The 23,132-nt window shown below is 71.2% G+C and carries 19 protein-coding genes and 1 pseudogene; 3 read left to right on the forward strand and 17 right to left on the reverse strand.

What is annotated here, in order from left to right; genetic code table 11:
* Positions 1-171 precede the first annotated feature (171 nt).
* Complete coding sequence (locus VI238_RS12830) at positions 172-2,502, forward strand: winged helix-turn-helix domain-containing protein (RefSeq protein ID WP_331651960.1); 2,331 nt, start codon at positions 172-174, stop codon at positions 2,500-2,502.
* Between the two features lie 164 nt (positions 2,503-2,666).
* Complete coding sequence (locus tag VI238_RS12835; RefSeq protein WP_331651962.1) at positions 2,667-5,069, forward strand: hypothetical protein; 2,403 nt, start codon at positions 2,667-2,669, stop codon at positions 5,067-5,069.
* Positions 5,070-5,114: 45 nt separating this feature from the next.
* Here VI238_RS12835 and VI238_RS12840 read toward each other — a convergent pair whose 3' ends face one another.
* The 16 genes and pseudogenes from VI238_RS12840 to VI238_RS12915 all read right to left on the reverse strand — a co-directional run bounded on the left by VI238_RS12840 (position 5,115) and on the right by VI238_RS12915 (position 21,387).
* Positions 5,115-5,615, reverse strand: coding sequence for a DUF2938 domain-containing protein (locus tag VI238_RS12840; RefSeq protein ID WP_331651964.1), 501 nt, complete (start codon positions 5,613-5,615; stop codon positions 5,115-5,117).
* Positions 5,616-5,684: 69 nt separating this feature from the next.
* Positions 5,685-6,413, reverse strand: a complete 729-nt coding sequence (locus VI238_RS12845; protein WP_331651966.1) for a murein L,D-transpeptidase catalytic domain family protein — start codon at positions 6,411-6,413, stop codon at positions 5,685-5,687.
* A 271-nt stretch (positions 6,414-6,684) separates the two neighbouring features.
* Positions 6,685-7,923: a c-type cytochrome biogenesis protein CcmI/CycH gene (locus VI238_RS12850; RefSeq protein WP_331651968.1), complete on the reverse strand. Its 1,239-nt coding sequence runs from the start codon at positions 7,921-7,923 to the stop codon at positions 6,685-6,687.
* Complete coding sequence (locus VI238_RS12855) at positions 7,923-8,396, reverse strand: cytochrome c-type biogenesis protein (RefSeq protein ID WP_331651970.1); 474 nt, start codon at positions 8,394-8,396, stop codon at positions 7,923-7,925. The genes VI238_RS12850 and VI238_RS12855 overlap by 1 nt, the downstream gene beginning before the upstream one ends.
* Positions 8,393-8,941: a DsbE family thiol:disulfide interchange protein gene (locus tag VI238_RS12860; RefSeq protein WP_331651972.1), complete on the reverse strand. Its 549-nt coding sequence runs from the start codon at positions 8,939-8,941 to the stop codon at positions 8,393-8,395. The genes VI238_RS12855 and VI238_RS12860 overlap by 4 nt, the downstream gene beginning before the upstream one ends.
* Positions 8,938-10,935, reverse strand: coding sequence for a heme lyase CcmF/NrfE family subunit (locus VI238_RS12865; protein ID WP_331651974.1), 1,998 nt, complete (start codon positions 10,933-10,935; stop codon positions 8,938-8,940). Before VI238_RS12865 ends, VI238_RS12860 begins: the two co-directional genes overlap by 4 nt.
* Positions 10,936-11,220: 285 nt before the next feature.
* Positions 11,221-12,462, reverse strand: coding sequence for a hypothetical protein (locus VI238_RS12870; RefSeq protein WP_331651976.1), 1,242 nt, complete (start codon positions 12,460-12,462; stop codon positions 11,221-11,223).
* 102 nt (positions 12,463-12,564) lie between these two features.
* Positions 12,565-13,002: a cytochrome c maturation protein CcmE gene (ccmE, locus tag VI238_RS12875; protein WP_331651978.1), complete on the reverse strand. Its 438-nt coding sequence runs from the start codon at positions 13,000-13,002 to the stop codon at positions 12,565-12,567.
* Entirely contained in the window at positions 12,999-13,175 is a 177-nt protein-coding gene (ccmD, locus tag VI238_RS12880; protein WP_331651979.1) for a heme exporter protein CcmD, read from the reverse strand. The genes ccmE and ccmD overlap by 4 nt, the downstream gene beginning before the upstream one ends.
* Positions 13,172-13,936 (reverse strand): heme ABC transporter permease, encoded by a 765-nt coding sequence (locus VI238_RS12885; RefSeq protein WP_331651981.1) that lies wholly within the window; start codon positions 13,934-13,936, stop codon positions 13,172-13,174. Before VI238_RS12885 ends, ccmD begins: the two co-directional genes overlap by 4 nt.
* 10 nt (positions 13,937-13,946) lie before the next feature.
* Positions 13,947-14,630, reverse strand: a complete 684-nt coding sequence (ccmB, locus tag VI238_RS12890) for a heme exporter protein CcmB (protein WP_331651983.1) — start codon at positions 14,628-14,630, stop codon at positions 13,947-13,949.
* Between the two features lie 110 nt (positions 14,631-14,740).
* A pseudogene (gene ccmA / locus VI238_RS12895) lies at positions 14,741-15,397 on the reverse strand (heme ABC exporter ATP-binding protein CcmA); the annotation flags it as partial.
* Positions 15,398-15,462: 65 nt separating this feature from the next.
* Positions 15,463-16,959 carry a hypothetical protein gene (locus VI238_RS12900; protein ID WP_331651985.1) on the reverse strand — a complete coding sequence of 499 codons (1,497 nt, stop codon included), beginning with the start codon at positions 16,957-16,959 and terminating at the stop codon, positions 15,463-15,465.
* A 90-nt stretch (positions 16,960-17,049) separates the two neighbouring features.
* A complete protein-coding gene (locus VI238_RS12905) occupies positions 17,050-17,610 on the reverse strand; it encodes an ECF-type sigma factor (protein ID WP_331651987.1) in 561 nt (186 codons plus the stop codon).
* A gap of 34 nt (positions 17,611-17,644) precedes the next feature.
* Positions 17,645-19,978 carry a serine/threonine-protein kinase gene (locus tag VI238_RS12910; RefSeq protein ID WP_331651989.1) on the reverse strand — a complete coding sequence of 778 codons (2,334 nt, stop codon included), beginning with the start codon at positions 19,976-19,978 and terminating at the stop codon, positions 17,645-17,647.
* On the reverse strand, positions 19,975-21,387 hold the full coding sequence (locus tag VI238_RS12915) for an NAD(P)/FAD-dependent oxidoreductase (protein ID WP_331651991.1): 1,413 nt from the start codon (positions 21,385-21,387) through the stop codon (positions 19,975-19,977). The genes VI238_RS12910 and VI238_RS12915 overlap by 4 nt, the downstream gene beginning before the upstream one ends.
* Before the next feature lie 330 nt (positions 21,388-21,717).
* Between VI238_RS12915 and VI238_RS12920 the strand changes: the two genes are divergently transcribed.
* The gene (locus VI238_RS12920) at positions 21,718-22,260 is read left to right on the forward strand and encodes a YkvA family protein (protein WP_331651993.1); all 543 of its coding nucleotides are present in this window, start codon (positions 21,718-21,720) and stop codon (positions 22,258-22,260) included.
* A 108-nt stretch (positions 22,261-22,368) separates the two neighbouring features.
* Here VI238_RS12920 and VI238_RS12925 read toward each other — a convergent pair whose 3' ends face one another.
* Positions 22,369-23,040: a class I SAM-dependent methyltransferase gene (locus VI238_RS12925; RefSeq protein WP_331651995.1), complete on the reverse strand. Its 672-nt coding sequence runs from the start codon at positions 23,038-23,040 to the stop codon at positions 22,369-22,371.
* Positions 23,041-23,132 lie beyond the last annotated feature (92 nt).

Here is a 23,132-nt window from a genome sequence, read left to right on the forward strand (position 1 = left end):
CGAGGGGCACCGCTCCCGCCGCGCGCCGAAATGCTCTATCGTGCGGTGCAGCGGCCGATGTCCGGCCACGGAACGTAGTACCGCCGGCGACGCCGGACAGGTCGTGGCGGATGCGCGCGCGCACCCTCGACGCCGCGTCCCTCGCGCCGCACGGCGATGCCTGCAGCAACGATGAGCCGACCCGTTTATCGCTTCGCGACCTATCGCCTCGATGTCGCCGCGCGCGAGCTGCACGCTCGAGGCGCGCTGCTCGACGTCTCGCCGAAGGTGTTCGACGGCCTCGTCTGGCTGATCGAGCATCGCGACCGCGCGGTTGGCCGCGACGAACTCATCGCCGCGATCTGGGGACGCGCCGACGTCACCGATGCGCAGCTCAGCCAGCTCATGCGCAAGCTGCGCCGCACCGTCGGCGATGCCGGCGAAGGGCAGGCGATGGTGCGCACCATCCCGCGATTCGGCTATCGCTGGGTCGCCGACACGCAGGTCGTGGATGCATCGGACCCGATCGCCGTGGAGACGCCCGCGCCGACGACGCCGGCGCGGGCACGGCGCTCACGCATGACCAAGGCGCTCGTCGCGACGGCTGCGCTCGCCGTGCTCGTTGCCGCGGGTGCCGCCGGGTGGTGGCGCTCGCACACGGGCACGGCCGCGGCCAAGGACGTCATCGCAGTGTTGCCGGTCGCGGTCGATCCCGATGCCGATCGCGAATCGGCCTGGCTGCGGCTCGGTCTCATGGATCGGATCGCCGACGATCTGCGCGAGGCCGGCCTGCGCGTCGTGCCGAGCGACAACATCGCCGCGGCGTCGCGCAACGACGGCACGCCGCTGCTCGGCGAGCAGCGCGTCGAGTCGGCGACCGGTGCCGCGCAGTTCGTCGTCGCCAGCGTCCGGCACGTGGCGAACGGATGGATCTGCCGGATCGAATGGCGCGAGAAAGGCCGCGTGCGACGCGAGGTGGAGGCGCGCGCCGACGATGCGGTCGAGGCGGCGCACCGCGCGAGCCTGCAACTGCTCGTCGCACTCGGCAAGCCGACGGTGGAGCCGCGCGCAGGGCTCGGCGACACCTCGGCGGCGAATTGGCTGCAGCGCATCGACGTCGCCATGCTCGACGCCGACCCTGCGCTCGCGCGCACGTTGCTCGACACGGCGCCGGCGTCGCTGCATTCGACGCCGGCGTGGCTGCTTCGGCGCGCCGACCTCGATCTCGCGACCGAGCGCATGGCGGCAGCGAAGCAGGGCTATCTCGAGCTCCTCGCGCGCGTGCCGGAGATCGACGCGACGACGCACGCGCGCGCATTGATCGGCCTGTCGGGGCCGGTCGCGCAGGAAGGCGATCTCGCCGGCGCCCAGCAGCGCCTCGGCGAGGCGATCGGGCTGCTGCGCGGGCAGAATGCGCCGCAGTTCCTCGGCGAGGCGCTGTACGGTCGCGGCATGTTCGCGATGGTGCAGGGGGACCTCGATCGCGCCGACGCGGACTTCTCGCAGGCGCGCATCGCGTTCGAACTCGGCGGGGCGAGCCTGCAGCTCGCGCGGCTCGAAGGCCAGCAGGCGAACCTGCTCGCCGCGCGCAACCGCCATGCGGAGGCACTCGCGGCGTGGAGCGAAGCGGCGGATCGGTTCGAGCGGTTCGGCGACGCCGGCGCGTTCGTCGACGCGCTCGGCAACGCCGCGACCGAGCAACTTGCGCTGGTGCAGCCGCGCGCCGCGCAGGCGACGATCGCGCGTGCCGGACCATGGCTCGCACGGCTCGACCATCCGCTCAGCGCCGCCCTGTTCCGCTACGTCGGCGCGCGCGTGCAGGCGCAGAACGGCCAGTTGCGCGCCGCGCGCGAGCAGTTCACGGCGTTGCGCGCGGACGCGGCGACCGCGCAGATCGCGGGCATGGATGCGACGTTGCAGCTCGAATTGGCGCAGCTCGACTACGACGGGGGCGACGCGGCCGCGGCGGCGCGCGAGGCGCAAGCGGCGATGGCGGGCCTGCTCGAACCCGGGCTCGCGTCGCCGGTGTATGCACGCATCCGCAACGGCGGATGGCTGCTGCTCGTCCGCGCATTGCGCACGGCAGGCCGCGACGAGCAGGCCGCGCTCGAGGTGCGCCGGTTCGCGAGCGCCGCGGGAACCGACGACGCGGGCACGATCTACGCGCGGCTCATCGATGCCGAAGCCGAGTGGGGCGCCGATCGCGCCGCGGGCGCGCGGGCGTATGCGGAGAGTCTCGCGGCGGCCCGGCGCGTGGGCTCGCCGGCGGAGATCGTCGATGTCGTCCTGTCCTACGGCGCAGCGCTGCTGGGCGCCGGCGACGTCGTCGCGGCGACCACCGTGGCGGGGCAGGCCGGTGCCTGCGCCGAGCAGGACTTCCGCTGCGCCGTGCTGCAGGCGCGACTCTATCTCGCGCTGCGCCAACCGGAAGCATTCGCGCGGGCGATCGGCCAAGTCCGTGCGCTCGCCGGCGAGCGCGTGATGCCCGCCGACCTGCTCGCGGCGGAGCGCCGGGTGCACTGAACCGCGTGCGCCGGATCCCAAAAAGGCGAGTGGATTCAGGCGCTAGCGGGAATCGACCATCGCCCGGCCACGGATCGGCCATGCAAAGGGGCCGACATTGCGCTGTCATCGATGGCAGCTCGGCGCGCGTGCGCGGGCACCTTCCACCGAGACCGGACCCGAACGTGGCCACATCCAGAACCGCATTGCTCTCCGTGCTGTCCTTCGCCCTCGCGGCGCCGCTGCACGCCGCTCCCCATTCGACCGACGCAAGCCGGCGCTCGACCTACGGCGCGGACGGGCAGCCGGCGCGCGTCGTCGCGCCCGCGGCGCCGGCGACGCCGGCCTCGGTGCACGCGCTGCTGGGCGCGGTCCCCGCGTACGCGCTCGAGATGACCTTGAGTTTCGCGCGCGACTACGCGACGTTCGACGCGGCGGCACCGTCGAACACGGCCCAGGTCGGGCCGCCGCCGGCGGACGCGCAGTTGTGGACCGGCACCTTCGTCGGCAACGACTTCAGCAAGGAATACCTGATCGGCGACGCCAACGTGCTGCGCACGATCAGCACCGCGGACGGCAGCGTGAGCGACGTCGGACCGGCCGAGCCGCCGGTCGCGGGCGAATACTGGGTCGGCATGAAGTGGGACCCGGTCACCGGCGGCGTCTATGCGGCCGCCTGCAATCATGCGGTCGGCGGCGGTTGCCACCTCTACACGATCGACCCCGCGACAGCGGCGGTGACGCCCGTCGCACCGATCGCGGGCGGCTCGGGCGACTACGTGCTCATGGACCTCGCGATCGACTCGCGCGGTGACCTCTATGCGATCAACCTCGTCGAACCGTGCGACAACTGCCTCGTCAGGATCGACAAGGCGAGCGGCGACGTGACCGTGATCGGGTCGACCGGCGTGAACGCGGCGTATGCGCAGGGCATGGATTTCGACAAGCGCAGCGACACGCTGTACTGGGCCGCGTTCGGCCCGCTCGGCAGCGGCGGTGCGTTCCAGGGCCAGGTCTATACGGTCGATACGGCCACGGGCGCCGTCACGCTCGTCGGCTCCACGCCGAACGGCGGCAGCGAGATCTGGGCGCTCGCGATCGCGACGAGCGCGCCCGCGGCGGGCGCCGCGTGGAACTTCGACGATGTCGTCGCGCCGGCGTTGCCGGACGGCTGGACGACGGCGGCCGACGCCGTGCCGGCGGCGTGGACGACGCAGGCGGACATCCACGACAGCGCGCCGAACGCCGCGTGGATATCGGAAGCGGAAGCGGCCGGCGAAGCAAGCCTGTACAGCCCGGTCGTACATGCGAACGTGGGCGACGAGCTCGCGTTCCGCCATCGCTGGGCGCTCGAGACGAGCCCCTACGATGGCGGCGTGCTCGAGATCGCGATCGACGGCGGCGCGTTCGCCGACGTGATCGCGGCCGGCGGCAGCTTCGTTGCCGGCGGCTACACCGCGACGATGTTCGGCTGCTGCGGCGGCAATCCGCTCGGCGCGCGCGACGCGTGGGCCGGCGGCACGCAGGCGACGTTCCTCACCACGCGCGTGAGCCTGCCGCCGGCGGCTGCGAACCACGACGTGCAGTTCCGCTGGCGCTTCGGCACCGACGGATCGAGCAGCGCGCCGGCGCCGAACGGCTGGTGGGTCGACTCGGTCACGCTCGGCGCGCCGGGCCCGAGCGGGCCGGCGGCGGCGTTGTCGGCGTCGAGCCTCGCGATCGCGGTGGAAGCGGGCGCGACGCGCGCCGAACGCATCGGCCTGGCGAGCATCGGCAGCAGCGCGCTCGATTTCGCGAACGCGTTCGCGGCGGCCGATTGCGCGACCCCGGGTGGCGCGGACTGGCTGTCGGCGACGCCGCCGGGCGGTACGCTCGACGCCGGTGCGACGAAGGACCTGTGGATCGCAGTCGATGCGAGCGGTCTTGCGCCGGGCAGCCACGACGGCGTGCTGTGCGTGTCGACGAACGATCCCGCGCATGCGCTGTTCAGCGTGCCCGTGTCGGTCACGGTGACGGCCGCGCCGGCGGGCGAGGGCATCTTCTGCAGCGGCTTCGAATCCGGCGACGACGGTGCCTGCAGCCGCGCGACCGTGGTCGGCGACGTCGTTTCGAGCGGCGTGCTGAACTGGCCCGTGCCGGCCGACCTCGACGGCCTCGCGATCGACCTCGTGACCGGAGCGCACGGCCCGTGGGACGCGAACGCGATCGCCGACATCAACCTCTACTCGGCCGACGATCCCCAGTTCGGTCCGTCGCTGCACGTGTACTGGTATGCCGACCTCGTGACGCAGGCGTTCGTCGGCGGACTCATCGACGTCACCAATACCGGCGGCGTGCATTACTCGGTCCTGCAACGCGGCGCGACCGTCGGTCCGGACGGCACGATCTGGTACGCGCCCAATTCGGGGCCGCTCGACAACTGGCTGCCCGGCGCCACCGGCTACCTCGGCCTGCAGTTCTGGAACGAGCAGACCGGGCAGGTGAACTTCGGCTACGTGCACCTGCGCGCGGGCGCCACGGCGGGATTCCCGGCGACGGTACTCGACTACGCCTACGACCGCAGCGGTGCGGCGATCACGATTCCCTGAGACGACGCGCGGGCGAGCGCAGGTGGCGCTCGCCCGCTCCGCGCGTCACGGCGCGACGAGTCGCACCATCCAGGCGCCGACGTAGAGGCCGACACCGAATACCGCGTGCGTGACGAGACTGCGCATGCGCATGCGCGCAGGGTCCGCCGTGCGCGATCCAGCGATGCCGGCGCCCATGCCCGGCTGCATGAGAAGGAACGGCACGAGGACGCTGCCGATGCCGACCGCGAGTGCCGGCAGCACGGTCGGATCGCGGACCCATTCGAGCCCGACGAACGCGAGCAGCACGCCTGCATACCCGACACCCGTGGCGTAATGGGCGATCCAGCCGAGTGCGCGCTCGCCGCGCATCGACGGCGAGCGCGCGATCGCCGCATGCCGGAACCTGCCGCGTGGCATCCACGCGATCCAGCGACCGACGAGCGCATAGTCCGGAAGCGGGGTCCCGGCGACGCGTCGCCGCACGATCGCGGCGGCGTCCATGAATGCGGTCGCGACGATGCCGATCGCGACGGTGCAGACGAGGTTGTCGTGGAGCGCGCCCATCGCGGATCTCCCGTGACCGGTGCGGCCATCGAGCCGCGACGGTGCGGCGGGGATGCCGCGCCGATCGCGCTAGGCCGGGCCTTCGTCCGCGCGTCGGACCTGTCGCGCGAGTCGCGCGGCCGGGCAATGCAGCAGCGCCGAGCGCGTGAGCCAGTCCTGGTCGGGGTAGTACGAAAACACGAACTGGCCGCCCTTGAGGACGTCGATGACGGGCGCGGCGACGGCGCTGCGCAGCGCGGGGCAACCCCAGCTGCGCCCGAGCCGGCCGAGTTGGCGACCGCGGTCGGCGTTCACGTAGGCGGCGCCGTGCATGACGATCGCGCGCGACATCGCCGCATCGTTGAAGCCGGGCTCGAGGCCCTGCATGCGCAAGGACAGCCCGTTGTGGCCGCGGTAGGTGTCGCGCGTGAGGAACAGCCCGAGGCTCGATGCGTGGCTGCCGTCGTCGTTGGAGAATCGCGTCGGGATGTCGTCGCCGGAGCCCTGTCCGTGCGCGACGAGTTCGTTGTACAGCAGTCGCCGCTGTTCGAGATCGAATATCCACAACCGCGGCTGCAGCGAGGAACGGCTGTAGTCGATCACGGCGAGCCGGTTCGCATCGGCACCCGCGCCGGCGGCCTGCGCGCAGCGCATCGACGCGAGCGCGAGTTCGAGCACGTGCGGGTCGGCGTCGGCCGCGAGCCGGGACAGCATGCCCGCGTCGACGACCGCCGTCGCCACGGGCAGGGACGCCCGCGCGACGTTGCACGCGAGCGCGACGCCGAGCGCGAAGCCGGCCGCGAGGGATCGAGAGCGCATGGCGGCAGTCTAGCCGCGGGCCCGTTAAGAACCCGTGCCGCGGTCGCGGTTCGCCTCGAGCACCGCGTCGAAGCGTGACCGGGTTCGCGTTCGCGGGCCCCGATCCGCCGAGCAGCACGCAAGGCGCGACGAGACGGGCTCCGGTTCTTGCGATGAGCCGGGTAGCGGTATGCGATCGCCGCGGAGCGCGCGCCGCGTGACGTTCGCGAGGGGCGCGAGTGTCGCGCCTCGCTGTCGCCGCGAGCCGTGTCGAGCGACGCGGCGCGCCCGTTCAGGGCACGATCTGGTCGATCACGAGCGCAATGGGATCCGTGCGGTGCACGTCGGTCGGCGGCGACAGCACCTGCAGGTCGCCGCTCTGCGGCATCGCGTTGCCCGACGTCGACACGCGCGCGCCGATGACGACCTGCGGGAACATCGACAGCTTGAGGTTCGGCAGCATGCCGGTGCTTTCGTCGAGCGTGACCGTGAGCGGCAGTTGCGACGCCTTCAACCGCTGGATCGCAAGCGGCATCGGCGGGCCGCTCGCCGCGCGCGCGAACACGAACAGGGTCGCCGCAGGGTCCAGGCGATCCTTCAGCTTCGGATCGAGCGCGACCTGCACGGTGAGCCGCGGCGTATTCGCGGACGCCGCCGTCGGTGCGGACGGCGTCGAGGCAGCGGTGGACGCCGCGCCGCTTTCACGCGACGGCGTCGTCGCGGCTGCGGGCGGCTCCTTGCCGTCGCGCCGCGCCTGCGCGAGCGCGATCTGTTCGCGCACGCTGTCGGCGACTTCGCCCGGGCCGAGCAGCGGCAGCAGCGTGTTCCAGCGCGCGATCGCCGCGTCGAACTTCCCGTCCTGGAAGTCGCTGATGCCGACGAGCCACAGCGCGCGCTGGTTGGACGGATCGGCCGCCAGTACGCCGTCGAGCAACGCGCGCGCCTCGCCGTCGATGCGATGGTCCGGCGCGGCGACCGCGAGCGCCTGCGCATACTCGACCGTGAGCGCGGCGTTGTCCTTGGCGAGCGCGTGCGCACGGCGATACGCGTCGAGCGACTCGCCGGCGCGGCCGGTCGCCTGGTACGCACGCGCGAGCAGGGCCCAACCTTCGACGTCGTCGGGCTGTTCCTTGAGGCGCGCCGCGAGTGCGGCGATCGCCTGCGCCATGTCCGGTCCGTGTTCGCCGTCGGCGGCCACGAGGTTGGCCGGATCGAGCGCCTGCGGCGCGCCGACGAGGCGATAGAGCAGGAGCGCCGACGCCGGCAGCAGCAGTGCGACGAGCAGCAGGGCGGCGAAGGCGGTGCGCGAAGGTGCCACGCTCGCTGCCGACGTCGACGCCAGCGCGGCGCGCTTGCGCGCGTGCTCGTCGGCGTCGATGACGCCCGCCGCGAGCGCTTCGTCGAGCGCGCGCCGCTGCCGGGCCACGAGGCCGCCGTCGCCCGTGGTGCCTCGATGGCGCAGCAGAGGCACGAGCACGAACGCGAGCGCGGCGGCGACCATCGACGCCGCGCACACCATGAAGATCAGCATCACCAGTCGTCCTCGACGTCGTTCGACGCCGGGCGCGTCGCGGGCTGTGCGGCGACGCTGCGCGCGCGCCGCCTCACGTTCAATGCGACCACCGCGGCGCCTGCGCCGAGCACGAGTAGCGGCCCGAACCAGAGCAGGAACGTGCCGCCGCGCAGCGGCGGGTCGTACAGCACGAAGTCGCTGTAGCGTGCGGTCAGCCACTGCTTGATCTCGTCGTCGCTCTTGCCCGCGCGCATCTGCTCGAACACGTCGCGACGCAGGTCGGCCGCGAGCGGCGCGCTCGAATCGTTGAGGCTCTCGTTCTGGCACACGAGGCAGCGCAGCTGCTTGGTGAGATTCTGGAACCGCACTTCCTCGGCGCGGTCCTTGAACGGCAGCGGGTCGATCGCGGCGAGCGCGAGCGTCGACGCCAGCGCGAGCGCGAACGCGCACGGCGCGAGCCAGGCCCTTGCGCGGCGCGAGCGGCCGATCATCGCCGCGCGTCCTTCTGCAATGCGGCGATGCGCGGCAGCAGTTCGGTCGCGATCACCTGCGGCGTGATCGGGCTGATGTACTTGTAGCGCACGATGCCGTCGGCATCGACGAGGAAGGTCTCGGGCGCACCGGTCACGCCGAAGTCGATCGCCACGTCGCCGGGCAGGTCGGCGACGACGTCGTCGTACGGATTGCCGTACTGCGCGAGCCAGCGCCTGGCGTCCTCGGCGGGATCCTTGTAGTTGAAACCGACGAGCCGGATGCCGAGGCGCTTGCCTTCGCGCATGAGGATCGGATGCTCGTCGCGGCAGGCGACGCACCAGCTCGCGAAGACGTTGAGCAGGTAGGGCTTGCCGGCGAGCTCCTTGCTGCCGAGCGACCTCGACGGGTCGTCGAGCAGCGGCAGCGAGAACGTCGGCGCAGGCTTGCCGATCAGCGGCGACGGCACTTCGCGCAGGTCGTGCGTACCGCTCCACCAGATGCCGAAGCCGAGCAGCGCGAGTACGAGCAGGAAGCCCGCGAACGGGAGCAGGCGCGCGTTCATGCGCCGGCTCCGGCCACGTTCGGCATCGGGGTCGGCGTCGCTGCGGACGCGGGCGCCGCCGCGGGCCCGGGCAGGCGACGGAAACGCCGGTCGGTCGCGGCGACGAGGCCACCGACCATCATGAACAGCGCGCCGAGCCAGATCCAGCGCACGAACGGTTTGACGTAGACGCGCACGGCCCATGCGCCGTCGTCGCCGACCGGTTCGCCGAGCGCGACGTAGACGTCGCGGAACAGGCCGGGGTCGATCGCCGATTCGGTCTGCGCCTGCTGGTTGCGCGCGTAGACGCGCTTCTGCGGGTGCAGCGTCGCGACGACCTCGCCGTTGCGGAGCACGCTCAGCGTGCCCTGCTGCGCGCGGAAGTTCGGGCCTTGTGCTTCCTTGACGCCGTCGAAACGGAATTCGAGCGCGCCGATCGCCACGCTCTGGTCCGGCGCGAGGCGCACGTCCTTCTCGACGCTCGTCGCCTCGACGATCAGCACGCCGGCGAGGAACACCGCGACGCCGAAGTGCGCACAGATCATGCCGAGCATCTCGGGCGTGTAGCGCCGCCCGCGCGGCAGGCTGCGCCAGCGGTGCACGGCGTACAGCACGATGCCGAGGCCGACCCAGAGCGACGCCGCGACCCCCCAGTACGCGCGCCCCCATGCCAAGAAGTCGCCGCCGCGCAGCCACGCCGCGAGGACGAGCGCGAACGGCAGCACGTACAGCGCCGGGCGCAGGTGCGCGAACGCGGCCCGGGCATCGCCGCGACGCCATTTCACGAACGGCCCGAACGGCAGCAGCAGCACGACGGGCAGCATGAGCAGCACGAACATGAAGCCGAAGTAGGGCGGGCCGACCGAGATGCGGCCGAGGTCGAATGCGTCGCCGATCATCGGGAACAGCGTGCCGAGCAGGACCATCGCCGCGGCGACCGTGAACATGAGGTTGTTGACGAGCAGCAGCGTCTCGCGCGACACGGCCGCGAACGGTTCGCCGCCGGCGACCTTCGGCGCGCGCAGCGCGTACAGCAGCAGCGAGCCGCCGATCACGATCGCGAGGAAGCTCAGGATGAACAGGCCGCGCTTCGGGTCGGCCGCGAACGAGTGCACGCTCGTGAGCACGCCGGAGCGGACGAGGAACGTGCCGAGCAGCGACAGCGAGAACGCGAAGATCGCGAGCAGCAAGGTCCACGCGCGGAACGAGCCGCGCTTCTCGGTGACCGCCTGGGAGTGGATCAGCGCGGTGCCGACCAGCCACGGCATGAACGACGCGTTCTCGACCGGGTCCCAGAACCACCAGCCGCCCCAGCCGAGTTCGTAGTACGCCCACCAACTGCCGAGTGCGATGCCGAGCGTGAGGAACGACCAGGCGACGTTCGTCCACGGCCGCGCCCAGCGCACCCAGGCGACGTCGAGGTTGCCGCCGAGCAGCGCTGCGAGCGCGAACGCGAACGCGACCGAAAAACCGACGTAGCCGGTGTAGAGCATCGGCGGATGCATGATCAGGCCAGGGTCCTGCAGCACCGGGTTGAGGTCGTTGCCGTCCGGCGGCATCGGCAGCTCGCGCAGGAACGGGTTCGACGTGAGCACCGTGAACAGCAGGAAGCCGAAGCTGATGAAGCCGAGCACGCCGAGCACGCGCGCGATGAAGTCGTCGGGCAGGCGGCGCGAGAACGCCGCGACCGCGACCGTCCACACGTTGAGGATGAGCACCCACAGCAGCAGCGAACCTTCGTGCGCGCCCCAGACCGCGGAGAAACGGTAGTACCACGGCAGCAGCGAGTTCGAGTTCTGCGCGACGTAGGCGACCGAGAAGTCCTGGGTGACGAACGCGAACGTGAGGATCGCGAACGCGAGCACGACGAACACCGCCTGGCCCGCGACCGCGGGCCGAGCGACCGCGATCAGCGCGCGATTGCCGAGCTGGGCGCCGAGGATCGGCAGCACGCATTGCACCGCCGAGAGCAGCAGGGCGAGGATCAGGGCGAATTGGCCGAGTTCGGGCAGCATGCGGAAGGCCGCGAGCGGAAAATCGCAAGCTTACGCGACTTGGGTGGGGGACAGAACCGCGCTGGGGTGCGGCACGTCCGCGCAAGCTGCCCTGGACCACGTAGCGCCCGCCGGCGCCGCGCGTGCAGCGAGTGCGCCAGCCGTGTGGACCGTCGTGACGAACCGGGTCTTCGCCGTCGATGCGTCGGAACCGGCCGGTATCCGGCGCCATCGGCATACCCGGTCTTACCGGAAAGACAACGGCCGGGAATGCCCGGCCGTTGCACGGGTCGATGGCGCTTCGCGTCAGGGAGCGGTGCTTTCGAAGCCGTCGCGGAAGATCAGGTCCGCGGCATCGACGCACACGGCGCAATTGCCTGCGCTGCCGACGTCGACGTCGAGCGAGCCCGCCGCGTCGCCTTCGGTCGCGCTGATCGCGATCGGCAACGTGAATGTGCCGAGACAGGCGAAGCCGCCGTCGACCGCAATCTCGAAGTTCGCCGTCGCCGAATTGCCGGCCGAGATGTCGCCGAGCACGGCGCTCGACGTGACGTAGGTGACGCCGGCCGGTGCGGGCAGGCCGAGCGAGGCGTTCACGCCGGTGAAGTCCCCGCCGACCGCGCTGACCGGTACGCTGATCAGCACGTGCTCACCCGGCTCGACGACGCCATTGTCCTGCGCCGGCGCGGTGGCACACTGATCGGTCACGACCGCGCCCGCGGTGTCGACTTCGAGCGCGCTCGCCGACGTGCCGGAGATGAAGAACGGTACGTCCTGCTGCGTCCCGCTGCCGTTGTCGATCAACGGGTTCCAGGCGTTGCCGTCGAACTGCACGGCGTCACCGCTACCGGCGGAGCCGAGCGTCACCACGGGCGGAGTCCACGGGCCGCTCGTGAGCGTGCCCGCGATCTGGTAGTCGAGCCAGTACGTTCCCGGGGCGAGCGCGGGACAGCCCGCGAGCGACACGGTCTGGACCATCACCGGTCGCGTGCAACCGGGACCGGTGTCGACCATGCGGAACACCCCGCTGAACTCGGTCGCGCTCATCGCGTTGGTGGCGCCGTCACCGCAGAGAACGCTCGAACCCGCATCCGCCGGAGAACCGTTCCAGAGGCGGAAGTTCACTGCTGTCATCGTCGAGGTCGTCGTCGACCCGGTCTGGTAGGCCATGACATGGGCATTGGTCACGTTCCAGCCGGGGCCCGCGGGCACGGTGAACTGGTCGGCGATGCGGAAATTCGTGGTTGCGGTCAGCGAAACGTTGAAACCGAGCGTGGTGTTGAGCGTCGCGGACTCGAGGATGCTCGCGTTGCCTGCGTCGCCCGAGCACGTTGCCTCGGTGCCGTCGGCGAAGGCGCCGTTGCTGAACAACACGTCGGCCGGCGGCAGCCAGATCGCGGCCGGTGCGTGCGTCGATTGCACGTCCACGATGTCTGCGAGGGTGCCCGTTTCCTCGGTCGCCTGCGCGAGTGCGAGGACCGGCAGGGCAAGAGTGATGCAGGCCGCAATGGCCGCGACTCGTATGGAACGAATACTGCGCTTGTACACGGTCACCTCCCCAGGTATCGAGTGCGTACCGGCCAAACGTATACCATTCCGGCGCCCGTGGCGAACGGGCGCTCGGCGCCCGGCAAGGCGTCAGCTCGCCGGCTAGTCGGCGTGCGCCTGCTTGGCCTTCTCGATCGCGTCCTTCACTTCCTTGGGCATGTAGCTCTCGTCGTGCTTGGCGAGCACTTCGGTCGCGATGAAGCGGCCGTCCTTGAGTGCGCCGGTCGCGACGATGCTCTGGCCTTCGCGAAACAGGTCGGGAAGGATGCCCGTGTACTCGACGGGCATCTCCTTGAAGCGGTCGGTGACGATGAAATGCACCTCGAGCGAATCCTGCGCACGGCGGATCGACTGTTCGAGCACGACGCCGCCGAGGCGGAAGCGCGCGCCCGCCGGCGCGTGGCCGGCGGCGACCTCGCTCGGCGAGTAGAGGTACGTCATGTTCTGCTGCAGCGCGAGCACGGTGAGGCCGGCGGCCACGCCGACGGCGGCGAGGATCAGCGAGACGACGATGAGGCGGCGTTTGCGGGTCGGTGTCATGCGGAGGTTCCGTTGCGGGATTCGCGGCGCTTGAGGCGGCCGCGCAACTCGGTGAGCACGCGGCGACGCGTCGCGCGCGGCGCGAGCGCCTCGAGCGCGAGCACGACGAAGAACACCGCGTACGAGCCCCAGACGTACGCGCCGTAGCCGCCCATCGCGAGGAAGTCGTTCATGCGCGCGCCTCGGCGTCACCGTCGAGCGCGATCGCGCGTACCCAGTCCTTGCCGCCGTCGAGCTCGAGCAGGCCGATGCGCGTGCGCGCGAGCACGCTGCCGAAGAACCAGACGTGCGTCGCGAGCGCCATCAGCAGCAGCGGCCAGATCATCGAGGCGTCGATCTTCGACGGCCCCATGAGGCGCACGGTCGAGCCCTGGTGCAGCGTGTTCCACCAGTTGACCGAGAAATGGACGATCGGGATGTTGACGATGCCGATCAGCGCGAGGAACCCGGCTGCGCGCGCGGCTTGGCGGCGGTCCTCGATCGCGGCGTGCAGGCCGATCACGCCGAGGTAGAGGAACAGCAGCACGAGTTCGGAGGTTAGGCGCGCGTCCCAGGTCCACCACGTGCCCCACATCGGCTTGCCCCAGAGCGAACCGGTGACGAGCGTGACGAACGTAAAGGCGGCGCCGATCGGCGCGGCGGCCATCGCGAGCACTTCGCTGAGCTTGATGCGCCAGACGAGCGCGATGAACGCGTTCGCGGCCATGAAGAAATAGCCGAACAGCCCCATCCACGCGCACGGCACGTGGATGAAGATGATGCGGTAGGCGTCGCCCTGCTGGTAGTCGCGCGGCGCGAGCACGAGCCCGCCGTACAGCGCGATGAGGCCGAGCACGAGACCGAGGCCGTAGCACCACGGCATCAGCCGCCCGGCGAGGCGGTAGGCCGTCGGCGGCGAACCGGTCTTGTGGAACCACAGGGTCAGCGCATTCATGTCGGCGCCATCACGATAGGGATATCCGGAGCGCGGCCGCGCATGCGAGCGGTGCGAGCACGAGCGCGAGCACGAGCGCGGCGCCGAGCCAGAGCAGCGGGGCGGCGAACGGCAGCCCTGCCTGCGCCGCGTTGCAGGCACCCGCGCCGAAGATGAGCACCGGCACGTACAGCGGCAGCACGAGCAATGCGAGCAGCATACCAGAGCGGTGCATGCCGACCGTGAGCGCGACGCAGACCGCGCCGAGCAGGCTCAGCAGCGGCGTCGCGAGCAGCAGCGCGAACGGCAGCAGCGCGCGCAGCGGGTCGGCGAGGTGCAGCAGTTCGCCGAGCAGCGGCGAGACGACGATCAACGGCAACGCGGTCGTGAGCCAGTGCACCGCGATCTTGCACGCGAGCAGCAGCGACAATGGATGCGGTGACAGCACGAGCTGTTCGAGCGAACCGTCCTCGTAGTCGCTGCGGAACAACGTGTCGAGCGCGAGCAGGCCGGCGAGCAGGATCGCGACGAACACGACGCCCGCAGCGATGCGGCGCAGTTGCTCCGGTTCCGGCCCGAGCGCGAGCGGGAACAGTGCCACGACGATCAGCGCGAACAGGATCGGATTGGCGGCGTCGCCGCGTCGGCGCCAGACGAGCGTGAGGTCGCGCCGGACGAGCGCGGCACAGGCGGCGGCGGTCGAGCCACGGCTCATGCGACGCCCCGGGTTGCATCGTCCGGCGCGGGCCGGACGGACGCCGCGATGCCCTCGTGGCGGGGTTCCGGAGCAGAGCCGTCGCGGCCTGGGCCGCTGCCACCGACATCGGCCGCGCGCAACGGAATCCGGCGCGGCGTGCCCGACGTGTACGCATAGGCGCCGTGCGAGGTGATCAGAGCGGCGCCGCCGCGGTGGGCGTGGTTCTCGAGCAGGCGGTTGACGAGCTGGATTCCTTCGCGGTCGAGATTCGCGTACGGCTCGTCGAGCAGCCACAGCCCGACCGGCGCGAGCAGCACGCGCGCGAGCGCGACGCGCTTCTTCTGGCCCGCCGACAGCTTGCGCGTCGGCACGTCTTCATAGCCGGGCAGCCCGACGGCCGCGAGTGCGCTGGTCGGCGAAAGGCCGCTGCGCACGCCGTGCAGGCCGGCCGCGAAGCGCAGGTTCTCGGCCGCGGTGAGTTCGGGCTTGAGCCCGTTCGCGTGCGAGAGCAGCGCGACTTGCGGCGACAGGCGCGCGAGCGTCAACGGCTCTCCGGCGAGGCGGATCTCGCCCGCGGTCGGCGCGAGCAGACCCGACAGCACGCGCAGCAGCGTGGTCTTGCCGGCGCCGTTGTCGCCCTCGATGAGCACGACTTCGCCTGCGTGCAACGCGAAATCGAGCGGTCCGAACACGGGCTCGTCGTTGCGCGCATAGGCGACGCCGCGGGCCTCGAGCAGGGCGGGGCGGTCGCGCGGTTCGCCGGAATCGTGTGAGGTGGGCGGCATGCCGCGCGCATGCTAGCCGCAGGCGCGCCGCAACGCCATGCGGCGCAATGTCCCCCGGCGACCCGCTAGGCTTCGTAGCCGTCGGCGAAGATGACGTCCGATTGCAGGCGCGTGATGACCGCGTCCGAATCGGATACGACCGTGCTGTTGTCGACCGCGCTGCCGAGCATCACGGGCCGGAGGCCGTCGAAGCGCACCTGCTCGAACGTCGTGTAGTAGCTCGATGCGGTGCCCCCCGGCGCCGCGTAGGCGTAGCTGCCGCTGATGCCGAATGCCGCGTCGGGGCTGCCGTCGGCATCCAGGCGCGTCACGAGGCCGATGCGCGCCCACGAGTTGCCGGCCGACTGTTCCATGCCGTCGACGGTCGACGATCCGCTGATCGACAGGCTTGCGGTGCCGCCGACCAGCAGGATGCGGCCATCGCTGCGCACGGCCGCCGAGCGGCCATCCGACTGCGGCGTATTGCCGACGTAGCGGTATGGGCGGCCCGGGATTGCGCTGCCGATGAACGTGGGGTCGAGCGCGAGGTCGGCGTACTGGGTGCCGAAGATGGCGCCGGGCGCGTCCGGTCGCGCATCGACGGTCGAGCCGGCGCTGATCTTGATGCGCGTCGCCGCGAACTTGCCGCTCGCGGTTCCGAAAAGGAGAACCGTGGTCGGATCGACGAGGACCGCGTCGTTGAGGGTGTCGTACAACGAGCCGCCGTTGCCGGGTTCGTCGATCCCGAACGTGCCCGAGCCGACGAATCCCGCCCACGGGGAACCAGACGGTGTCAGGATCCGCGCCGCGAAATCGGTGTCGGTCGAGGAGTACACCGAGGTACCGGTCATGAGGTAGTAGCCGTCGACGACGCGCAGGATGCGCGCGGCGTACGCTGCGGCACCGGAGACGAAGGTCGCATCGCTGCCACGCCGGCCGCCGAAGCCGTCGCTGATGTCGCCGAAGGTCGAATCGATCGAGCCGTCCGTGTCGAAGCGCACGATGCCGACGCGATGGTCCGAACCGCCGAAATTCAGGTTCCCGGCGACGACGATGCGCCCGTCGGGGTCGGTGGTGACCGAGGTCGGTGCCTCGTCATAGCCGGTGGAGCTCTGCTCGAAACTGAACGACGTACCGCCGTCGCCCGCGAAACCGGTATCGTCGGTGCCGTCGGCGTTGAAGCGCACGACGCCGAAGTCGGGCAGACCGCCCTGTCCGGGCGTCGCGCCGACGACGACAATCCGACCCTGCGCGTCGAGCGTCATGGCGGTCACGCTGGTGAGCCAGGCGTCCTTGTAGACGTCGCCGAGCGCGCCGAAGCCGATGTTGACGCCGTTGCGATCGAGCCGGAACAGGCCGATGCGCTTGCCGGTGCCAACGTTGGCGGCGCCTCCGGGGACTTCGACGACGACGACGAAACCGCCATCGGCCGTGCGCGCGAAGCCGACGCCTCTTTCGTCCTGCGTGCCACCGCCCGGCTGGTAGAGCCGTTTCCATCCGTCCACACCGAAGGTGGGATCGACCGTGGAATCGGCGGCACGGGCGGACGGCGCGGCCAGCGCGCACAGCGCGGTGAAAAGCATGGGTCTGATCGACATGATGGAAAGGTCCCCGTGGATTCGGGGAGGAGTACGCACTCCTGCGTGGAATCGGGACATCCACGCACGCGATGCTCAAGCCGTGCCGTCGGCCCCCATCGCCGCGGCGAGCAGGTGACGCGCCGCCTGCCAGTCGCGCTTGATCGTGCGTTCGTTGAGGCCCTCGAGTTCGGCGATCGCGCCGAAGGTGAGGCCGCCGAAGAAATGCAACTGGACCACGCGTGCAGCGCGTGCGTCGATGCCTTCCAGCTCGGTCAGGGCACGGTCGAGCGCAAGCACATCGCTCGCGGTCGACGGCGCGTCGGGCACGCGGTCGTCGAGCGTGATGAACGCGGTGCCGCCGCCGCGCTTGTCGGCGCCTGCGCGACGCGCCCGGTCGACCAGCACCTGGCGCATCGCGCGCGCGGCGAGCGCCATGAAATGGCGATCGCTTTCGAGGCGCAGCCGGTCGGCCGCGGCGAGCTTCATGTAGGTTTCATGGACGAGCGCGGTAGTCGATAGCGTCTCGCCGCCGCCGCCGAGTTGGCGGTGCGCGCAGCGGTGCAACTCGTCGTAGAGCAGCGCAAACACGCGACCTTGGGCAGCGTCGTCGCCCTTTCCGGCGGCGTCCAGCAGTTCTGTGAGGCTTTCGTCCATGTGCGGCCGAGCATCGCCGGCGACGAAGCCCGCGTCAATCGCGCGATTGCGCGACCTGCAGCAAGCGTCGCGTGCATTCGTGCACGGCCGGATGCGCCTCGCCCGCGAGGGCGGCGTAGGCCGTGCGCGCCGATTCGAAGTGCGTGGTCGCGGCGTCCGCGTGTCCCGCGTGCTGCTCGGCTTCCGCGAGCGCGAACTCGGCGTTCGCCCAGAGCATGTTCTTCTCCGGCACGGCCGCGTGGCTGCGCGCGACGGCATCCACGACGCGCGCGGGCGCGGTGACGTCGCCGAGGTCCATGAGGGACTGGGCGAGCGCGATGTCGAGGCCAGCGAGATCGGCATGCGACGGGCCGACGACGCCCAGCACGGCCGGCCGGATGCGCTCCAGGATGTCGCGTGCGCGCGCAGGTTCGCCGAGGTCGCGCAGGCTCTTGGCGAACGTGTATTCGGCCCACAATCGCGGCTGGCTGTCGGTCGGCGCGTGGGCGACGAACCAGTCGACGAGGCGCTCGTAGGCGGCGATCGATTCCTGCTTGCGGCCGGCGAGTTGCAGCGTGTAGGCGAGGTTGTTGAGCGCACGAAGCGCGGCCGCGTTCATCTCGCCGGGCGCCGCGCCCGCGCGTTCGAGCGAGCGACGCAGCGCGGCTTCGGATTCCGCGTAGCGGCCGAGGTCGCGCAGGACCCAGCCGCGAACGGCTTCCATGCGCGCCTCGTCGTCGGGTTGCGGTATCGGCGCACGTTCGCGCTGTCGCGTCGCGCGGTCGAGCGCGGCGAGCGCCCGTCCATAGCGGCCGAGCTCGGCTTGCGCGGAACCGAGCCGCGTCTCCACGCGCGCGGCCAGGGCCGGATCTCCGGCGTCCGCGACCACCGCGCTCGCACGCTCGAGCAACTCGGCGCCTTTGTCGAAGCGGCCCAGGCCCATGTAGCTGAGCGCCATCGTTTCGTACAACTCGGCCTGCGCGCGAGGCTCGCCGGCGAGGGCGTGTTCGATCTGCGCGGCACCGCGATCGAGCAGCTCGTCCGCGCGCGGCATCGCACCGCGCGACTGCGCGGGATCGGGTGCCTGGAACAGGCCGATCATGAAGGCCTTCACGCGCTCGGCGGTCGCCGCGCGTTCGAGCGCGACGCGTTCCTGGCGCGCGGCGACGCGAGCCTGCCACAGCGCCACGCTGCCGCCGGCGACCACGGCCGCGATCGCGCACGCGGCAAGCCCCACGAACCAGCGATGACGCCCGATGAAGCGACGCAGCCGGTAGCCGGTGCTGTCGGGGCGGGCGAGGATCGGTCGCCGTTCGCGCCAGCGGCGCAGGTCGTCGGCGAACGCCTCGACAGTGGCGTAGCGACGTGCCGGATCGGCGTCGGTCGCACGTGCGACGACGATGCTGACATCGCCGGCGAGCGCCTTCGCGGGGATCGCGGCCGGCCCGAGCGCGCCCGCAAGCGCGCGTGCGGCCACGAGGCGCTGGCTCGGTCGCGTCGTCGCGTCGCCGCTGGCCAGTCGCAGTCCGGTCAGCAGTTCGTGCAGCAGCGCACCGAGCTGGAAGATGTCGGTCGCCGTCGTGGCGGCAAGGCCCTGCAACTGTTCCGGCGCCGCGTAGGCGCGCGAGACGAAGCGCGCCGCGGTCGCGGTGGCATCGGCGTCGGTGTCGGACTCGAGCACGCGCGCGATGCCGAAGTCGAGCAGGCGCGGCGTACCGCCGGCCGCGACGAGGACGTTCGCGGGCTTGATGTCGCGATGCACGACGAGCTGATGGTGAGCGTGCGCGACCGCCGCGCACAACGCGAGGACGAGGTCGACGCGTGCATCGAGACCGTGGTCGACGCGCGTCGACCACGCCGACAGCGACTCGCCTTCGATGTACTCCATGACGAGAAAGGGCCGGCCATCCTCGGCGACGCCGCCGTCGAGCAGGCGCGCGATCGCCGGGTGCGCGAGGCGCGAAAGGATCTGCCGCTCGCGCCGGAAGCGCGCGAGCATCGCGTCCGAATCCATGCCGCGCTTGATGTGCTTGAGCGCGCCGACCTGCACGTAGCCGTCTCCGTCGCGTCGCACGCGATAGACCGTGCCCATGCCGCCGCTGCCGATAGGGCTGATGATCGTCCATGGGCCGATGCGCGAGCCTTCCGTCACATCGTCGACGACGGCGTCGCCGACGAGGCGCGCGGCAACCTCGGCCGCACTCTGGTCGAGCATGCCCGCCCCGGACGTAGCCAGCAGCGCGCTCACCGCGTCGGCAAGTCCGCGATCGTCGCCCGCCTGTTGCGCGATCCATTCCCGGCGCGAGCCGTCCTCGACGTCGAGCGCCGCGCGCAACAGCTCGAACGCGCGCTGCCGCCGCTCCAGTGCGACGACGGCGTCGTCCGTCACGACTCGTCCAGCGACGTCAGGCGCTCGCGCACCAGCGCGTCGGCCTGCGCGAGGTCGACATGATCGATGCGTTCGCGCCCGGCGGTCAGTTCGTGCAGCACTGCGTCCTGGATCGCGCCGCGCGCGAACGCCTGCGCGTACGGCATGCGCGTGAACGTGACCATCGAATAGCGCGGCACGAAGCGCCCCGGGTGGCGTTCGGCGAGCACGCGGCCGAGTTCGCGCCGCAGGAGGAAGCCGGCATCGGCGACCGAATCGCGCATCTCGACGTAGTTCTCGAGCGCCATCTTCGCGATCGCCTCCGCGTTCGGCCGTCGTCGGCGCTCGAACTCGGCGAACGTCCAGGCCGTGTCTCCGGCATGGGCGCCGAGGAGGTCGGCGAGCTCGACCGCGTCCTCGAAGCCGCAATTCATGCCCTGGCCGTGGAACGGCACGATCGCGTGCGCGGCGTCGCCGAGCAACAGGGCGTGCCCGCCGAGGTGCCAGCGGTCGAGGTAGAGCGTCGACAGTACGCCGACCGGGTTCGCGCCGAAATCCTCGTCGAATGCGGGGATCAGCGGCAGCAGGTCGGCGAAGTCGCGCTCGAACAACGCGCGCGCGGCAGCGGGGTCCGGGATCGTCGCGAAGCTCGGGTCGCCGGTGCCGGGCAGGAACAGCGTGACCGTGAAGCTGCCTTCCGCGTTCGGAAGCGCGATGCACATGTAGCCGCCACGCGGCCAGATGTGCAGCGCGTTGCGCTCGACCGCGAACCGCTCGCCGCGCGCGAGCGCGGTCGCCGCGCCCGCGGGCAGCGACGCGGCCGGGAAATCCGGCAGCGCGGGAATCTCGAGTTCCTTGTAGCCGTGGCCGAGTTCCTCGACGCGCTCGCCGAGCGCGTGCTGCGCGTTCATGGCCGCACGCAACGCCGAACCCGCGCCGTCGGCGCCGAGTACGTAAGCGCATGCGTGTTCGTGCGCGGCGTCGGCGACGTCGTCATGGAAGCGCAGCGCGACCGGCTCGCCGAATGCGGCCGCGACGAGGCGGCGATCGAAATGGAATCGCGCGCCGGCGCGCTCTGCCGCGTCGATGAGCGCGATGTTGAGCCGGCCGCGGCTGATCGACCAGATCACTTCGCTGTCGTCGCGGCCGTAGCGAAGCAGTTCGGCGTGGCCGTCACGGTGGTGCACCATGCGCCCGCGCATCATGACCGCAAGGCGCATGATCTCGTCGGTGAGTCCGGCGAGGCGAAGTCCGTGCAGGCCGCGCTCGGCGAGCGCGAGGTTGATAGAGCGGCCACCCGCATAGCCCGCCTTGCGCGGATCGGGACGGCGTTCGAACACGTCGACCGAGAAGCCGCGCTGGGCGAGCAGGGTCGCGAGCAGGGCGCCGACGAGGCCGCCGCCGACGATCGTGGTGTCGCGTGCGTTCATGCTGACTCGCGTGTACGTGTGCGGAACGCGAAACTTGCGCGATCGGCGGGTCCAATTGCAATCCCCGTGTGCCGCGATCGACGGTCCGCGCGCATCCGTGCCGTCCCATGCGACCGCCCGGCGGCGCGCGCGCCCTTGAACCCGCGGCGGATGCCGTCACGGACCGGCCCCGCATGCGCCATCGGGCGCGCGGGTGTGTCGCCACACCCGGACGGCCGCACGCGAGTTTCGCCCGCGATGATGCAGCTCGCGGTTGCACGCGCTACAGTGCCGCTTCCGGGGGGAGCGACGACCACGTCCAGCGGTCACGGCCGCGTTGCGGGGATGCACATGCGGATCAGCCTCGAACTCGAACCTGCCGACATCGAGCGTTTCCACGCCGCCCTCGCGCGCGCGCGCCGCGCCGCCGCGTGCGCGGACGAGTTCGAGGTCATCGAAGCGGCCAAGTACGCGCTCGACCATCTCAACACCGCCGACGTGCCCGGGTTCGTGCGCAAGCGCGTGGTCGAGGTGCAGAAGCTCATCTGCATGCTCGAAGACGAGGCATGGGCGCTGTCCGGACCCGAGCGCGCCGACATCGTCGGTACGCTCGTCTACTTCAGCGACCCGGACGACCTCATTCCCGACGAGATCGAAGTGATCGGCCTGCTCGACGACGCGATCATGCTCGAGCTCCTGCTGCAGCGCATGCGCCACGTGCGCAGGGCTTACGCGGATTTCTGCAGCTTCCGCGCCGCGCTCGAAGACGACGTCCGCGATGCCGAGGCGCGCCGCGCGCACGCGCGCGACCTCGCCGCGCTGCGCACGCAGTTGCAGGCGCGCATGCGCCGCACGCGCCCGCGCGACGCGCGGCGCGAGACGGAGCGGTCCTGATCGCATGCTCTGGTCGCCGCTGGGGTGACCGAACCCGAAGCATGCAGCGCAAAGCCTGAAACGCTTGTGCTCCAGCCATGCTTGGATTCTCGCCGGGTGCTCCGCGTTTCAGGCTTTTGCTTCCGAACCCGGCCGCCGGGCGACGATGACGAAGCTGTTGAACGGCGTGTTGCCCCAGAGCGGGTGCACGTCGACCGCGAGGCCCGCGTCGAGCAAGGGCTGCTCGAGTTCCGCGCGCAGCGGATAGTGCCTGGCGGGGCTGCGCATCCAGCGCAGCGCGTGCAGGAACCATTCTTCGAGCACGGTCGCGCGAAAGCGCCAGCCGCGGTCGCGCAGCACGCTGCGTACGACGAGCGCGGAGCCGGGCGCGAGCCGGGCCGCGGCCTCGCGCAGCAACGCGGCCTGCTCGTCGCGTTCGAGGTAGTGCAGCACGTCGAGCAGGGTGACGTGTCCGCGGAACGAAGGCAGCCGCTGGGCGGTGCCGTCGTCGAACGCGATGCCGCTTTCGCCTCGCGCCGCATGGCGCGCCTCGGCGATCTTGGTGGCGTCGAAATCGAGGCCGAGATACGTGCCGCGCCAGCCGCGTTCGCGCAGGTAGAAGCCGAGCAGGCCGAGGCCGCAGCCGATGTCGAGCAGCGGCGTGTCGTCGTCGACGACGTCGGCGACCGCGGCATAGACCGGGTCCATGCGCACCTTCGCGCGCGCGTAGTCGCGATGCCACGGGCGCCGGAAGCGGGCGGCGACGCGGCGTGCGATCTCCCTCGTCTCTGCGTGCGACATGCGTCCGGCGTCCTCGGCTGGAGCGCGCGAGCGTAGCGGCCGCGGCGCGCGCGGGGAAGCGCGGCGCATGCGCGGGCCTGTGGTAGCGTTCG

The sequence above is a fragment of the Dokdonella sp. genome, assembly GCF_036518555.1.
Lineage (GTDB): Bacteria > Pseudomonadota > Gammaproteobacteria > Xanthomonadales > Rhodanobacteraceae > Dokdonella_A.

What these genes read in the sequence shown, in the direction of transcription:
- VI238_RS12830 (WP_331651960.1), top strand. Translation starts at nt 172, where the DNA reads ATGAGCCGACCCGTTTATCGCTTCGCGACCTATCGCCTCGATGTCGCC.
- VI238_RS12840 (WP_331651964.1), bottom strand. Translation starts at nt 5,615, where the DNA reads ATGGGCGCGCTCCACGACAACCTCGTCTGCACCGTCGCGATCGGCATC.
- VI238_RS12845 (WP_331651966.1), bottom strand. Translation starts at nt 6,413, where the DNA reads ATGCGCTCTCGATCCCTCGCGGCCGGCTTCGCGCTCGGCGTCGCGCTC.
- VI238_RS12850 (WP_331651968.1), bottom strand. Translation starts at nt 7,923, where the DNA reads ATGCTGATCTTCATGGTGTGCGCGGCGTCGATGGTCGCCGCCGCGCTC.
- VI238_RS12855 (WP_331651970.1), bottom strand. Translation starts at nt 8,396, where the DNA reads ATGATCGGCCGCTCGCGCCGCGCAAGGGCCTGGCTCGCGCCGTGCGCG.
- VI238_RS12860 (WP_331651972.1), bottom strand. Translation starts at nt 8,941, where the DNA reads ATGAACGCGCGCCTGCTCCCGTTCGCGGGCTTCCTGCTCGTACTCGCG.
- VI238_RS12865 (WP_331651974.1), bottom strand. Translation starts at nt 10,935, where the DNA reads ATGCTGCCCGAACTCGGCCAATTCGCCCTGATCCTCGCCCTGCTGCTC.
- ccmE (WP_331651978.1), bottom strand. Translation starts at nt 13,002, where the DNA reads ATGACACCGACCCGCAAACGCCGCCTCATCGTCGTCTCGCTGATCCTC.
- ccmD (WP_331651979.1), bottom strand. Translation starts at nt 13,175, where the DNA reads ATGAACGACTTCCTCGCGATGGGCGGCTACGGCGCGTACGTCTGGGGC.
- VI238_RS12885 (WP_331651981.1), bottom strand. Translation starts at nt 13,936, where the DNA reads ATGAATGCGCTGACCCTGTGGTTCCACAAGACCGGTTCGCCGCCGACG.
- ccmB (WP_331651983.1), bottom strand. Translation starts at nt 14,630, where the DNA reads ATGAGCCGTGGCTCGACCGCCGCCGCCTGTGCCGCGCTCGTCCGGCGC.
- VI238_RS12900 (WP_331651985.1), bottom strand. Translation starts at nt 16,959, where the DNA reads ATGCTTTTCACCGCGCTGTGCGCGCTGGCCGCGCCGTCCGCCCGTGCC.
- VI238_RS12905 (WP_331651987.1), bottom strand. Translation starts at nt 17,610, where the DNA reads ATGGACGAAAGCCTCACAGAACTGCTGGACGCCGCCGGAAAGGGCGAC.
- VI238_RS12915 (WP_331651991.1), bottom strand. Translation starts at nt 21,387, where the DNA reads ATGAACGCACGCGACACCACGATCGTCGGCGGCGGCCTCGTCGGCGCC.
- VI238_RS12920 (WP_331651993.1), top strand. Translation starts at nt 21,718, where the DNA reads ATGCGGATCAGCCTCGAACTCGAACCTGCCGACATCGAGCGTTTCCAC.
- VI238_RS12925 (WP_331651995.1), bottom strand. Translation starts at nt 23,040, where the DNA reads ATGTCGCACGCAGAGACGAGGGAGATCGCACGCCGCGTCGCCGCCCGC.